Origin of the sequence: Variovorax sp. SRS16 (genome assembly GCF_901827165.1) — a bacterium.
Classification (GTDB): Bacteria; Pseudomonadota; Gammaproteobacteria; order Burkholderiales; family Burkholderiaceae_C; genus Variovorax.
In genome coordinates this window covers 5,335,618-5,350,201 of record NZ_LR594666.1, presented here as the reverse complement: position 1 = coordinate 5,350,201, position 14,584 = coordinate 5,335,618, and the positions used below count along the sequence as shown (strand labels likewise).

General features: G+C 70.1%; 8 protein-coding genes and 1 tRNA gene. 1 reads left to right on the top strand and 8 read right to left on the bottom strand.

The genetic code is table 11. The annotated features are described in order from the left end of the window. Positions 1 to 50: 50 nt before the first annotated feature. The 8 genes from E5P2_RS25805 to glgX all read right to left on the bottom strand — a co-directional run bounded on the left by E5P2_RS25805 (position 51) and on the right by glgX (position 11,785). Entirely contained in the window at positions 51 to 956 is a 906-nt protein-coding gene (locus E5P2_RS25805; protein ID WP_162569936.1) for an NAD(P)/FAD-dependent oxidoreductase, read from the bottom strand. Continuing rightward, a complete protein-coding gene (gene selB / locus E5P2_RS25800; protein ID WP_162569935.1) occupies positions 953 to 2,719 on the bottom strand; it encodes a selenocysteine-specific translation elongation factor in 1,767 nt (588 codons plus the stop codon). The genes E5P2_RS25805 and selB overlap by 4 nt, the downstream gene beginning before the upstream one ends. Further along, on the bottom strand, positions 2,716 to 4,140 hold the full coding sequence (gene selA / locus E5P2_RS25795; RefSeq protein ID WP_162569934.1) for an L-seryl-tRNA(Sec) selenium transferase: 1,425 nt from the start codon (positions 4,138 to 4,140) through the stop codon (positions 2,716 to 2,718). The genes selB and selA overlap by 4 nt, the downstream gene beginning before the upstream one ends. Positions 4,141 to 4,186: 46 nt before the next feature. Next, positions 4,187 to 4,278: transfer RNA gene (locus E5P2_RS25790), tRNA-Sec, on the bottom strand. A gap of 125 nt (positions 4,279 to 4,403) precedes the next feature. Further along, a complete protein-coding gene (locus tag E5P2_RS25785) occupies positions 4,404 to 6,884 on the bottom strand; it encodes a glycogen/starch/alpha-glucan phosphorylase (protein ID WP_162570668.1) in 2,481 nt (826 codons plus the stop codon). A 32-nt stretch (positions 6,885 to 6,916) separates the two neighbouring features. After that, entirely contained in the window at positions 6,917 to 8,380 is a 1,464-nt protein-coding gene (gene glgA / locus E5P2_RS25780; protein WP_162569933.1) for a glycogen synthase GlgA, read from the bottom strand. Positions 8,381 to 8,384: 4 nt separating this feature from the next. Beyond that, a complete protein-coding gene (glgC, locus tag E5P2_RS25775; protein WP_162569932.1) occupies positions 8,385 to 9,683 on the bottom strand; it encodes a glucose-1-phosphate adenylyltransferase in 1,299 nt (432 codons plus the stop codon). A gap of 65 nt (positions 9,684 to 9,748) precedes the next feature. Then, positions 9,749 to 11,785, bottom strand: a complete 2,037-nt coding sequence (glgX, locus tag E5P2_RS25770; RefSeq protein ID WP_162569931.1) for a glycogen debranching protein GlgX — start codon at positions 11,783 to 11,785, stop codon at positions 9,749 to 9,751. Between the two features lie 141 nt (positions 11,786 to 11,926). Here glgX and leuS point away from each other — a divergent pair, with 141 nt between their 5' ends. Next, positions 11,927 to 14,581, top strand: coding sequence for a leucine--tRNA ligase (leuS, locus tag E5P2_RS25765; protein ID WP_162569930.1), 2,655 nt, complete (start codon positions 11,927 to 11,929; stop codon positions 14,579 to 14,581). Positions 14,582 to 14,584 lie beyond the last annotated feature (3 nt).

Below are 14,584 nucleotides of genomic sequence, written 5' to 3'. Positions count from 1 at the left end.
CAAAGGGTCTTTTCGCAATATCCGAATGACGCCGGCCCGCGCGCGGCCGATCAGGCCTTCGTGTGCGCCGCCAGTTGCGCGACGACCGCGCGCGCCGCGGCTTCACCGTCGGCCACGGCCTCGGCCAGCGAACCCCCGCAGCCCGCGCGCACGGCACCGGCGGCGAACACGCCCGTCATCGCCGTCTCCAGGTTCTGCGCGGTGACGACCGCGCCTCGCCCATCGCGCGCGATGGCTGCGGGCAGGAAGCCGCTCGCCGGCTGCAACCCCACGAAGGCGAAGAAGCCGCTGCACGGAATCGCCTCGCCGTTCACGCGCACGCCTTCGACGCCATCGGTGCCGAGCACTTCGGTGACTTCGCTGTGCCAGTGGACCTCGATGTTGGCCGCTGCGCCGACGGCCTCGATCCAATGCGGCTGCGCGCGGAAGGCGCCGCCCCGATGCACCAGGTGCACCGTGCTGCAGAAGCCGGACAGCACCATCGCCGACTGCAGCGCCGAATCGCCGCCGCCGGCCACCGTGACCGCCTGACCCTGGAACAAGGGCCCGTCGCAGTCGGCGCAATGCGACACGCCCTTGTGCTCGAGTTCCGCTTCGCCCGGCACGCCGAGCTTCTTCAGCGCTGCGCCGGAAGCGACGATGACGGCGCGCGCGCGATGGCGCCCCGCATCGCTGACGACCACCAGCGCATCGCCGTCGCGCTCGATGCCGCTCGCGACCGCCTCGAGGTTCTCGCCGCCGAGCTCCATGACGTCGCCCGCCCAGGTGGACGAGAGTTCAGCGCCGCTGCCCCGGATGGCGCCGTCCAGTTCGTTCACGTTGAGCACGAGGCCGCCGAACATCTGCGCTTCGAGCCATGCGGTGCCGAGGCCGGCGCGCAGGGTCGCGAGCGCGGCATTCAGACCGGCCGCGCCGGCGCCGATCACGACGACGTCGTGCGATGAGGTGTCGCTCATGAGGATCTTTCTCCTTGGACGGATGATGCAGAGGATGGGTCCGCGCGCAGCATGCGCACGTCGCCCACGCGCCGGGTGATGCCGAGGCGGTCGAGCGCCTCGAGCACCTGCACCGCGAGCGCACGGCCGATGCCGGCGCCGTCGCGAAACTGGCCCGCGGTGAAGCGGCCCTCGGGCATGGCCTGCGCGACGCCGCGCGCGACCTCGATGAATTCGTCCGTCGTCGCGCGCAGGTAGAAGCGCTCGTCGTTGACGCGCACCGCGTCGCCGGCCTGTGCCTTGCGATGCAGCATGTCGCGCAGCACGGAGTCGCGAACCCCCAGCGCCTGCGCCAGCTGCACCACGCTCAGGCCCGTGCGCGCGGCCTGCTTCAGTGCGGGTTGCGCGAGTTGCCACAGGCGCAGGTGCTCGGGGTTGTCGGCCGGCATCTCCTGCGGCTTGCGCGCCAGCCTTGCGTCGGCGGCTGCCGGCGTGAGCACCAGCGCCTGCGTGCCCGTGCCGATGCTCGCGAGTCCGGCCTGCTTCAACAGCCGCGCGAAGGCCTCCGGATCGAGATTGACATTGCGCGCAAAGGCCGCCGCGTTCACCCCGGCCGGCGCGCCGGCCACCAGCGCCTGCAAGGTTTCGAGCGCCGAGGGCAGAGCCAGCGCCCGCAGTTGCCGCAGGCGTGCCTCGGCAGGCAGACGGCGCGGCGCCGGGAACGCATCGAGCACCCGGCCGCCGCCGACCGTGCGCTGCGCGGACTGGTCGCGCACGATGAAGCGATCGCCATGCAGCGCGGAGATCGGCTGGTCGACGACGAGGCGGGCGAAGGCGCGACCGCCGGGCTCCACCGATTCGCCGCGCCGCAGCGAGACGCGCGCGGTCACGTCGCGCGTGCCCAGATGCAGATGCACCGGCGTCCAGTGGCGCAGCGCATGCGCCTCGGCGGCCAGCACCTGCAGCTCGACGTCCAGCCGCGTCGTCGGTGCGTGCAGTTCGGGATGCAGCACCCAGTCGCCGCGCTGCACCTGCGACAGCTCGACGCGCGCGAGGTTGAGCGCGCAGCGTTCGCCGGCCTCGGCGCGCTCTGCCGCCGCGCCGTCCTTCTGGATGCCGCGCACGCGCACCTCGCGCCCGCCCGGCGACAGCAGCAGCCGGTCGCCGGTGCGCACCATGCCGTCGAACACCGTGCCGGTGACCACCGTGCCGGCACCGGCGACGGTGAATGCGCGATCGATCGCGTAGCGCAGGCGCCGTCCCTGGACCGCGCTGCGCCGGCAACCCGATGCCGCACTGGCCAATTCGTCACGCAGCGCGGCGATGCCTTGGCCGCCGATGGCCGAGACCGGCCGCAGCGGCGCGCCCTCGAGCGACGTGCCTGCCAGCAGCGCGCGCACCTCGCGCTCGACGGCCTGAAGCCGCGCGCCATCGACGCGGTCCGCCTTGGTGATCACCGCGATGCCGCGGCCGATACCGAGCAGGTCGACGATGTGCAGGTGCTCGCGCGTCTGCGGCATCACGCCGTCGTCGGCGGCGACCACCACCATCGCGTAGTCGACGCCGCAGACGCCGGCCAGCATGTTGCGCACGAAGCGCTCGTGGCCCGGCACGTCGACGAAGCCGAGCAGCGCGCCGCCGGGCGCGCGCCAGTAGGCGAAGCCGATGTCGATCGAGATGCCGCGCGCTTTCTCCTGCGGCAGCCGGTCGGTGTCGACGCCGGTGAGCGCCTTCACCAGCGTCGTCTTGCCGTGGTCGATGTGGCCCGCGGTGGCGACGATCACGCTTCGTCCCGCAGGCGCTGCAGGTGCACGAGCTGGCCGGTGAACTCCGCTTCCTGCGCCGCGTCCAGGCAGCGCAGGTCCAGCCACAGCGCGTTGTTGCGGATACGGCCGATCACCGGCACGGGGAGTTGGCGGAATGCCGTTGCCAGCGCTTCCACGCCGGCGCCGCGCGGATGCACCGGCGTCAGACGCAGGCCCGCGCTCGGCAAGGTGTCGACCGGCAGTGCGCCGCTGCCGATCTGGCTCGCGCAGTCGGCGATCTTCACCTCGGCGTCCGAGCCCACGGCGTCCTGCACGAGAGCGCAAAGGCGCGTCGCCTGCGCGGCGATCTCGTCATGGCCGCGCGTGAGCAGGCGCATCGTCGGCAGCCGCGCGCGCAGGCGCTGCGGATCGTCGTAGAGCGCGAGCACGGCTTCCAGTGCCGCGAGGCGGACCTTGTCCAGCCGCAGCGCGCGTTTCATCGGATTGCGGCGGATGCGCGCGACCAGTTCCTTGCGGCCGACGATGACGCCGCATTGCGGACCGCCGAGCAGCTTGTCGCCGCTGAAGCTGACGAGGTCGACGCCGGCCGCGAGCGCCTCGCGCGGCGTCGGCTCGTGCGGCAGGCCGAAGTCCTCGAGGTCCACCAGCATGCCGCAGCCGAGGTCCTCGATCATCGGCAGACCGCCTGCGTGGGCGATGCGTGCCATGGCCGCCGCATCGACCTCGGCCGTGAAGCCGCGGATCTCGTAGTTGCTCGCGTGCACCTTCATCAGCGCCGCGGTGTGCTCGCCGAGGGCCGATTCGAAATCGCGCGGATGGGTGCGGTTCGTCGTGCCCACTTCGCGCAGCACGCAGCCGGCACTGGCCATGATCTCGGGCACGCGGAATGCGCCGCCGATCTCGACCAGCTCGCCGCGCGACACCACCACCTCGCGGCCGGCCGCCACGGTGTTGAGCATGAGGTAGACCGCGGCGGCATTGTTGTTGACGACCACGGCCGCCTCGGCGCCGGTCAGGCGCAGCAGGCGCTCCTCGACGTGGCTGTCGCGCTCGCCGCGGCCGGCGCCGTCGACGTCGTACTCGAGGTTGACGGGCCGCAGCATCGCCTGCGTCGCTGCGGCCACCGCTTCGGCCGGGTAGAGCGCGCGCCCGAGGTTGGTGTGCAGCACGGTGCCGGTCAGGTTGAACACCGGTCGCAGCGAAGGCCGCGCGGCAGCCGCGAGCCGCTCGCCGCATTCGGCCGCCAGCGATTCTTCGTCGGGCGCCGTGGCCGCGCGCTCGGCCGCCAGCCGGCGGCGCTGTTCGGCCAGCAGCTGGCGCAGGCAGGCCAGGACCGATGGCCGGCCGAAGTCCCGCGCCAGCGCCTCGAAGGCCGGCGCCTTCAGCAGCGCATCGACCGCGGGAATGGCGCGGCGCGCCGGGCTGGTCGAAGTCAGCATGATGGAAGGGTGGCGGTGGCGCGCGCGTTCATGGCAAGTGACTCGGCGGAAGAGAGTGGGAGTCGAACCCACACAGGATCGCCAGCGATCCACTCCGGGTTTGAAGTCCGGCCACTCCACCGGGAGTGTGTCCCTTCCAGGATGCGGACCATCCTAGGGACTGCGCGGGCCGCCGCCAATGCGCGAATACCAAAAACACCCTTTGGTTTTTCGAACCGAAGGCGCGGGCCGCCCGCCCGCAGGCGGCCCTTCGGGCGGCGCGGCTACAGCACCACCGGCTTGGTGTGCCAGATCTCGTGCGCGTACTCGGCGATGGTGCGGTCCGACGAGAAGGCGCCCATGCCGGCCACGTTGAGGATGGCCTTGCGCGTCCAGGCATCGGCATCGCGGTAGAGCGCATCGACCCTGGCCTGCGTCTCGATGTAGCTCGCGTAGTCGGCCAGCAGCAGGTAGTGGTCGCCCCAATCGACCAGCGCATCGTAGATGCCGTGGTAGCGCGCCGGCTCGGCGGGCGAGAAGGCGCCGTCGCGGATCGCGTCGAGCGCGCGCTGCAGGTCGGGGTTGGCGGCGTAGATGTCGCGCGGCTGATAGCCGCTGGCGCGGATCGCCGCCACCTGCGGCGTGGTGTTGCCGAAGATGAAGATGTTGTCGTCGCCGACGTTGTCCTTCATCTCGACGTTGGCGCCGTCGAGCGTGCCGATGGTGAGCGCGCCGTTGAGCGCGAACTTCATGTTGCCGGTGCCCGAGGCCTCGGTGCCGGCGGTCGAGATCTGCTCCGACAGGTCGGCCGCCGGCATGATGATCTCGGCCAGGCTCACGCTGTAGTTGGGCAGGAACACGACCTTGAGCAGCTTGCCGACGCGGCCGTCGTTGTTGATGGTCGCCGCGACGTCGTTGATGAGCCGGATCACCTGCTTGGCCACCACATAGGCCGAGGCCGCCTTGCCCGCGAACACGACCACGCGCGGCACCACGTCGGCCACCCGGCCGGCCTCGTGCGCGGCGACGATGTGCTGGTAGCGCGTGACCACGTGCAGCACGTTGAGCAGCTGGCGCTTGTATTCGTGGATGCGCTTGACCTGGACGTCGAACATGGCGTCGGTGTCGAGGTCGATGTGCAGATGCTGCTCGACCCAGTTGGCCAGGCGCAGCTTGTTCTCGCGCTTGGCATGGCGAAAGGCGCGCGCGAAGGCCGGCTGCTCGGCCATCGGCCGCAGCGCCGACAGCTGCGTCAGGTCGCGCCGCCAGCCGCGGCCGATGCGGCGGTCGAGCAGCGCCGCCAGCGGCGGATTGGCCTGCGCCAGCCAGCGCCGCGGCGTCACGCCGTTGGTCTTGTTGTTGAAGCGTTCCGGGAAGAGCTTGGCGAAGTCCGCGAAGATCGATTGCTTCATCAGCTCCGAATGCAGGCCCGACACGCCGTTGATCGAATGGCTCGCCAGCACCGCCACGTAGGCCATGCGCACGCGCCGCTCGCCCGACTCGTCGACCAGCGAGAGCCGGCGCAGCAGCTCGACGTCGTTGCCGAGCTTCTGCGTCACCGTCGCGAGGAAGCGCGCGTTCATGTCGTAGATGATCTGCAGGTGGCGCGGCAGGATGCGGCCCAGCATCTCGACCGGCCAGGTCTCGAGCGCCTCGTGCATCAGCGTGTGGTTGGTGTAGCTGAAGACCTTCTGCGTGTGCGACCAGGCGGTGTCCCAGTTCAGGCCGTGCTCGTCGATCAAAAGGCGCATCAGCTCGGGCACGGCCAGCACCGGGTGCGTGTCGTTGAGGTGGATGCTGACCTTGTCGGGCAGGTCGTCGAAGCTCTTGTGGTTGCGCAGGTGGCGGCGCAGCAGGTCCTGCACGCTGGCGCTGACGAAAAAGTACTCCTGGTGCAGCCGCAGCTCGCGGCCCGATGGCGTCGAGTCGTCGGGGTAGAGCACGCGCGAGACGTTCTCCGAATGGTTCTTGCTTTCCACCGCCGCCATGTAGTTGCCGCGGTTGAAGGCCGACAGGTCGATCTCCTCGGTGGCGCGCGCGGACCACAGGCGCAGCGTGTTGGTGGCCTGCGTGCCGTAGCCGGGGATGATGGTGTCGTAGGCGACGGCCAGCACGTCGTAGGTGTCGACCCAGTCGGCCGCGCCGTCGCGCGCGGACGTGCCTTCGCGCCGCTGCACGTGGCCGCCGAAGCGCACCCGGTAGTTGACCTCCGGCCGCGCGAACTCCCACGGGTTGCCGCGCGTGAGCCAGTAGTCGGGCGTCTCGACCTGCTGGCCGTCGACGATCTTCTGCCGGAACATGCCGTACTCGTAGCGGATGCCGTAGCCGAAGCCCGGCACGCCGAGCGTGGCCATCGAATCGAGGAAGCACGCGGCCAGCCGGCCGAGGCCGCCGTTGCCGAGCGCGGCATCGGGCTCGCGCTCGGTGATCGCCTCCATGTCGACGCCGAAGTCGGCCAGCGCCTCGCGCACCGTGTCGTAGAGGTCGACCGCAAGCAGCGCGTTGGTGAAGGTACGGCCGATGAGGAATTCCATCGACATGTAATAGACGCGCTTGAGGTCCTGCGCGTAGTTGGCGCGCGTGGTGGTCATCCAGCGCTCGACCAGCTGGTCGCGCACAGCGGCGGCGGTCGCATGCAGCCAGTCGTCCTGGCTGGCCGCGACCGGGTCCTTGCCGACCGCGTAGATGAGCTTGTTGGCGACGGCGCGCTTGAAGGCGGCGACATCGCGATCGGGATGGTCGTAGGCGAAGTCCTTGAGGGTCATCGGGGACTCGGCCAGCTGAATGGTTTGTGCGCTCAAGAGAGAGACTCCTCGTAGACGGTGATGTAGCGCGCCGCCGCGGCGGCCCAGTCGGCCGGACGGCGCATGGCATGGGCGCGCACGCGGCGCCAGTCGGCGGGCCGCGCATGCAGCGCGAAAGCCCGGCGCATGGCGCGCGTGCAGCCTTCGATGTCGAAGGGGTCGAACACGAAGCCGGTGGCCGTGCCATCGGCCATGTCTTCGAGCGTGCAATCGACCACCGTGTCGGCCAGGCCGCCGACGCGGTGCACCAGCGGAAGACTACCGTACTTCAGTCCATACATCTGTGTCAGACCGCACGGTTCGAACAACGATGGCACCAGGGTCACGTCGCCGGCGCCGAACAGGCGGTGCGCGAGCGGCTCGCTGTAGCCCAGCGTGACGCTGACCGATCGCGGCGTGCGGGCCGCGCGCTCGCGGAACGCGGCTTCGAGCGGCGCATCGCCGCTGCCCAGCAGCGCGAGCTGCCCGCCCTGCGCGAGCAGCACGTCGAGCGCGCCGAGCACAAGGTGCAGGCCCTTCTGCTCGGTCAACCGGCTGACCACGATGAAGAGCGGCGCATCGGGCTCGGCGGCGAGGCCGAGCTCTTCCTGCAGCGCGGCCTTGCAGCGTGCCTTGCCGGCCGGGCGCCGCACGTCGAAGCGGTGCGGGATCAGCGTGTCGGTGGCCGGGTTCCAGACCGCGTCGTCGACCCCGTTGAGGATGCCGCCGAGCACGCTGGCGCGGCTGTGCAGCAGGCCGTCGAGGCCGAAGCCCTGTTCGGGCGTCTGGATCTCGCGCGCATAGGTCGGGCTCACGGTGGTGATGCGGTCGGCGAAGCACAGGCCGCCCTTCATGAACGAGAGCTGGCCGTAGAACTCGAGGCCGTTGACGCCGAAGGCCGCGGGCGGCAGGCCGAGCTCGGCGAAATGCCAGGCCGCGAACAGGCCCTGGTAGGCCAGGTTGTGCACGGTGAACACGCTGCCCACGCGCGGACGGCCGTTCGGCGGCGCGAAGGCCAGGTAGGCCGGCGCCAGGGCGGCATGCCAGTCGTGCGCATGCACGACCTCGGGCTGCCAGCCTGCATCGAGCCCCTGCGCGAGCTGCGCGCCGGCCCAGCCCAGCAGGGCGAAGCGCCGGTGGTTGTCGGCATAGGCCTGGCGCTTCGCATCCTCGTAGGGATTGCCGGGCCGGTCGTAGAGGGCCGGTGCATCGATCACGTAGGCGCGGATGGCCGGCGCCGCGCCGGCGCCCGGCACGTAGCCCGTGCGCAGCTGCACGCTGTCGCCCCACGGCGTCGTGAGTTCGGCCAGCGGCGCGATGTCGTCCAGGCCGGCCAGGATCGCCGGGAAGCCCGGCAGCAGCACCCGCACGTCCTGGCCTGCGGCCGCCAGCGCGATCGGCAGCGCGCCGGCGACGTCCGCCAGCCCGCCGGTCTTGAGCAAGGGGAAGAGTTCGGCGCTGACCTGCAGGATCCGCATCGAGCTATTGCGCTGCCAGGCGCGCGAGCATCTCGCGCGTGATCAGCACCACGCCGTTGTCGGTGCGCTCGAAGCGGGCGGCATCGGCCTCGGCATCGACGCCGACGACCATGCCTTCCGGGATGACGCAGGCGCGGTCGACGACCACCTTGCTCAGCTTGGCGCGGCGCCCGACCTCGACGTCGGGCAGCAGCACGGCCTCGAGGATCTCGCAGAAGGAATGCACGCGCACGCCCGAAAAAAGCACCGAATCCTTGACCTGCGAGCCCGAGACGATGCAGCCGCCGGAGACGATGGTGTTGACCGTCATGCCGTTGTTGCCGTCGAGGTCGACCACGAACTTGGCCGGCGGCAGCTGGCGCTGGTAGGTCCAGATGGGCCAGTCGGTGTCATAGATGTCGAGCTCCGGGGTGACCGACGCGAGGTCGAGGTTGGCGGCCCAGAATGCATCAATCGTGCCCACGTCGCGCCAGTAGGCCTTGGCGTCGGGCCCGACCGGGCCGCGCGTCACGCAGGACATGCCGAAGGGATGCGCCGCCGCGCGGCCCTGGGCCACGGCGCGCGGAATGATGTCCTTGCCGAAGTCGTGCTCGGAGTCGGGATTGGCGGCGTCTTCCTCGAGCAGCTGGTAGAGGTATTCGGAATCGAACACGTAGATGCCCATGCTGGCCAGCGCGATGTCGGGGTGCCCGGGCATGGCCGGCGGGTCGGCCGGCTTCTCGAGGAAGCTGGTGATGCGGCGATCGGCATCGACCGCCATCACGCCGAAGGCGGTGGCCTCCATGCGCGGCACCTCGATGCAGCCGACGGTGCAGCCCAGGCCGTGCGCGACGTGGTCGGAGAGCATGATCGAGTAGTCCATCTTGTAGATGTGGTCGCCCGCCAGCACCACCACGTAGTCATGCGGCGTGGAGCGGGTCTGGATGATGTCGAGGTTCTGGAACACGGCATCGGCCGTGCCGCGGTACCAGTGCTCGTCGCTGGTGCGCTGCTGGGCCGGCAGCACGTCGACCATCTCGTTGAGCTCGGCGCGCAGGAAGCTCCAGCCGCGCTGCAGGTGGCGCATCAGCGAATGCGACTTGTACTGCGTCACCACCGCCATGCGGCGGATGCCGGAGTTCAGGCAGTTGGAGAGCGCGAAGTCGATGATGCGGAACTTGCCGCCGAAGTACACCGCCGGCTTGGCGCGCCGGTCGGTCAGCTGCTTGAGACGCGAGCCGCGGCCGCCGGCCAGCACCAGGGCGATGGTGCGGCGAACGAGCTGGTGGGCCTGCAGTGGGGGTTGCGCGGTGGTTCCCATCATGTGCCTCCGGTGGTGGTGATGTTCTTCGGTCGGCCCAGCCTAGCACCCCGGCGTGCGCTTGGCTTCTACGTTCTTGCGACCCAGAGGCTGGTGGGCAGCAGCAGCTGGGGGCCTTGCAGCGGCAAGGCGCCGTCGTCGTCGGCATCGCTGGCCAGCCGGCGCGTCCAGTTGCCGGGCGGCAGCTCGAATTCGACCAGGTGCTCTTCGGCATTCACCAGCAGCAGCCAGCCCGGCGCGGGCGCCACGGCGTCGAACACGATCGCGAGCGCATGGCGGTCGGCGCGTTCCCAATCGGCCGGCGTCATCGCGCGGCCCTCGGGCGTCAGCCAGCGCAGCGCGGCGGCGCCGGTCCGCGGCGTGCCGGGCCACCAGGCGTTGCTGCGCAGCGGCTCGGCCTCGCGGCGCAGCGCCAGCACGCGGGCGACGAAGGCGGCGAGGCCGGCGTCGGCCCGGTCCCAGGCCAGCCAGGTGGTTTCGTTGTCCTGGCAGTAGGCATTGTTGTTGCCGCGCTGGGTGTGGTCGATCTCGTCGCCGGCCAGCAGCATGGGCGTGCCCTGCGCGAGCAGCAGCGCCGCCAGCAGCACGCGCTGCAGGCGGCGGCGCTCGGCCCGCACGGCCGGATCGCCGGTGTCGCCTTCGACGCCGAAGTTGCGGCTCAGGTTGCGGTCGCTGCCGTCGCGGTTGTTCTCGCCATTGGCGAGGTTGTGGCGCTCGTCGTAGCTCACCAGGTCGCGCAGCGTGAAGCCGTCGTGCGCGGTGACGAAATTGACGCTCGCGGTCGGTGCACGTGCGTCATGCGCGAACTCCGCGCTGGAGCCGGTGAAGCGCTGCGCGAAGTCGCCCAGGCCGGTACCGCGGTGCAGCCAGAAGGCGCGCTGCGTGTCGCGAAAGCGGTCGTTCCATTCGAGCCAGCCGGTCGGGAATTCGCCCAGCCGGTAGCCGCCGGGGCCGAGGTCCCAGGGCTCGGCGATCATGAGTGTGCCGGCCAGCACCGGATCCTGGGCGATGGCCGCCAGCAGCGGCGCGCGGGGGTCGAACTCGCCGCCCGTGCGGCGCGCCAGCACGGGCGCGAGGTCGAAGCGGAAGCCGTCGACGCCGAGCTCGCTCACCCAATGGCGCAGGCTGTCCATCACGAGCTGCAGCACGCGCGGCTCGGCCAGGTTCAGGCAGTTGCCGCAGCCGGTCCAGTTCTCGTAGAGCGCGCGGTCGTCCGGGCGCAGGTGGTAGTAAAGCGCGTTGTCGATGCCGCGCAGGCTCAGCGTCGGCCCGAGCTCGTCGGTCTCGGCGCTGTGGTTGTAGACCACGTCGATCACCAGTTCCATCCCGCGCGCATGCACCGCATCGGCCAGGGCGCGGAATTCGGTCGCCGGCGTGGTGCCGGGCCGGCCGCTCCAGTAGCGCGCCTCGGGCGCGAACCAGCCGATCGGGCTGTAGCCCCAGTAGTTGCTGAGGCCCATGGCCAGCAGACGCTCTTCGTCGGCGCGCTGCTGCACCGGCATCAGGCTCAGCGTGGTGATGCCGAGCTGCTGCAGGGGGTCGAGCACGGCCGGCTCGGCCAGGCCGGCGTAGGTGCCGCGCAGGGCTTCGGGCACGGCGGGATGCAGGCGCGTTTGGCCGCGCACGTGCAGCTCGTACAGCACGCGCAGGCCGGGGTCGATGCGCGGGCGCGCCGGGCCGCCGGCAGGCAGCGGCGCCGCGACGCGGGCCTTGAGCGCGATGCCCGCGTTGTCGCGCGGATCGCGGCGCTCGGGTTGCGCCGGATCGTGGCCGAGGAACAGCGCCTCGCCGCCATAGCGGCCGACCACCTCGCGCGCATACGGATCGAGCAGCAGCTTCGCCGGGTTGAAGCGCTGGCCCTCGTGCGGCGCCCAGGGCCCGTCGACGCGCCAGCCGTAGACCAGCCCCGGCCGGCCGCTGGGCAGCCGGCCGTGCCAGACGCCGTCGGTGCAGGCCGGCAGCGGCAGGCGCTGCTGCTCGTGCTGGCCCGTGCCGTCGAACAGGCACAGCCAGACGCCGGTGGCGTTCGGGGCGGCGAGCGCGAAGTTGATGCCTTCGGAAGTGGGGGTGGCGCCCAGCGGCCAAGGGGTGCCTGTGCTCAGCATGTTGTTGCGGGGAGGTTGTCCTTGACCATGCGTGCCCTTGGGATTCGAAAATCATTGTGGCACGCGCCAAGTGCGCCATCGCCGTACCCGCGATAATCCGCCTTCCCCGGCCGCCCGGCGCCGGGGCCTGTCCCAAGCCCAATGAATCCCAGCTACAAACCCAGCGACGTCGAATCGGCCGCCCAGGCCCACTGGACCGCGGCCGACGCCTACCGCGTGACCGAGGACACGCGCAAGAAGAAGTACTACGCCTGCTCGATGCTGCCGTACCCCAGCGGCAAGCTGCACATGGGCCACGTGCGCAACTACACGATCAACGACATGCTCACGCGCTACCTGCGCATGAGCGGCTACAACGTGCTGATGCCGATGGGCTGGGATGCCTTCGGCCTGCCGGCCGAGAACGCGGCGCTCAAGAACGGCGTGCCGCCGGCGAAGTGGACCTACGAGAACATCGGCTACATGAAGAGCCAGCTCCAGGCCATGGGGCTGGCGATCGACTGGAGCCGCGAGATCGCGACCTGCGATCCGTCCTACTACAAGTGGAACCAGTGGCTGTTCCTCAAGATGCTCGAGAAGGGCATCGCCTACCGCAAGACGCAGGTCGTCAACTGGGATCCGGTCGACCAGACCGTGCTGGCCAACGAGCAGGTGATCGACGGCAAGGGCTGGCGCACCGGCGCCACCGTCGAGCGGCGCGAGATCCCCGGCTACTACCTCAAGATCAGCGATTACGCCGAGGAGCTGCTCGAGCACACGCAGCACAAGCTGCCCGGCTGGCCCGAGCGCGTCAAGCTGATGCAGGAGAACTGGATCGGCAAGAGCGAAGGCGTGCGCTTCGCCTTCACCCATCGCATCCAGGACGAGAATGGCGCGCTGATCCAGGGCGGGCGCATGTACGTCTTCACGACGCGCGCCGACACCATCATGGGCGTGACCTTCTGCGCCGTCGCGCCCGAGCATCCGCTGGCGCTGCATGCCGCGAAGACGAATCCGAAGGTCGCCGCCTTCATCGAGGAATGCCGCAACGGCGGCACCACCGAGGCCGAGCTCGCCACGCAGGAAAAGAAGGGCGTGCCCACCGGCCTGACGGTGATGCACCCGATCACCGAGGAGCAGGTGCCGGTGTGGGTCGGCAACTACGTGCTGATCGGCTACGGCGACGGCGCCGTGATGGGCGTGCCTGCGCACGACGAACGCGACTTCGCCTTCGCCAACAAGTACGGCATCGAGATCATCCAGGTCGTGCTGGTCGACGACGAGCCGCATTTCAACTACCACCGCTGGCAGGACTGGTACGCCGACAAGCAGCGCGGCGTGACCATCAACTCCGACAACTTCAGCGGCATGTCGTACACCGAGGCCGTCAAGGCCGTCGCGCATGCGCTCGGCCAGAAGGGCCTGGGCGAGATGCAGACCACCTGGCGCCTGCGCGACTGGGGCGTGAGCCGCCAGCGCTACTGGGGCACGCCGATCCCGATCATCCATTGCGACACGCACGGCGCGGTGCCGGTGCCCGAGAAGGACCTGCCGGTCGTGCTGCCGACCGACTGCGTGCCCGACGGCTCGGGCAATCCGCTGGTCAGGCACGAGGGTTTCCATGCCGGCGTGGTCTGCCCCGTCTGCGGCCAGCCCGCGCGGCGCGAGACCGACACCATGGACACCTTCGTCGACAGTTCGTGGTACTTCATGCGCTACTGCGACCCGAAGAACGAAGAGGCCATGGTCGGCGAGGGCGCGAAGTACTGGATGCCGATGGACCAGTACATCGGCGGCATCGAGCACGCGATCCTGCATCTGCTGTATGCGCGCTTCTGGACCAAGGTGATGCGCGACCTCGGCCTGGTGAAGGTCGACGAGCCCTTCGCCAAGTTGTTGACGCAGGGCATGGTGCTCAACCATATCTTCTACAAGCGCAACGAGAAGGGCGGCAAGGATTACTTCCCGCCGTCCGAAGTCACGCCCGTGCTCGACGCCCAGGGCCGCATCGTCGGCGGCACCGCGGCCGACGGCACGCAGGTCGACTACGGCGGCGTCGGCAAGATGGGCAAGAGCGAACGCAACGGCGTCGACCCGCAGGACCTGATCGAGAGATACGGCGCCGACACCGCGCGCCTGTACACCATGTTCACCGCGCCGCCCGAGGCCACGCTCGAATGGAACGACGCCGCGGTGGAGGGCAGCTCGCGCTTCCTGCGCCGGCTCTGGAACTTCGGCGTCGCGCTGCATGCCGGCGGCAGCGCCGATGGCACCCGCGTCAAGGCCGCTGCGAAGCTCACCGGCTTCAGCGAGGAGGCCAAGGCGCTGCGGCGCGAAGTGCACACCGTGCTGCGCCAGATCGACTACGACTACCAGCGCATGCAATACAACACGGTGGTGTCGGGTGCGATGAAGCTGCTCAATGCGCTCGAAGGCTTCAAGCCCGCGACGCCGCACGCCGGCGACCGCGCCGCCGTGCATGAAGGCTTCGGCATCCTGCTGCGCTGCCTCTATCCGGCCACGCCGCACATCACGCACCAGCTCTGGCAGCAGCTCGGCTACGACGGCGAATGGGGTGATCTGCTCGATGCGCCATGGCCCACAGTCGACGTCGATGCACTGGCGCAGGACGAGATCGAGCTGATGCTGCAGGTCAACGGCAAGCTGCGCGGTTCGGTGCGCGTGCCGGCTGCCGCGTCCAAGCAGGAGATCGAGAAGATCGCGCTGGCCAGCGAAGCCTTCACCAAGCATTCCGACGGCGCCGCGGTCAAGCGCGTCATCGTCGTGCCCGGGCGGCTGGTCAACGTGGTGGTATGAAAA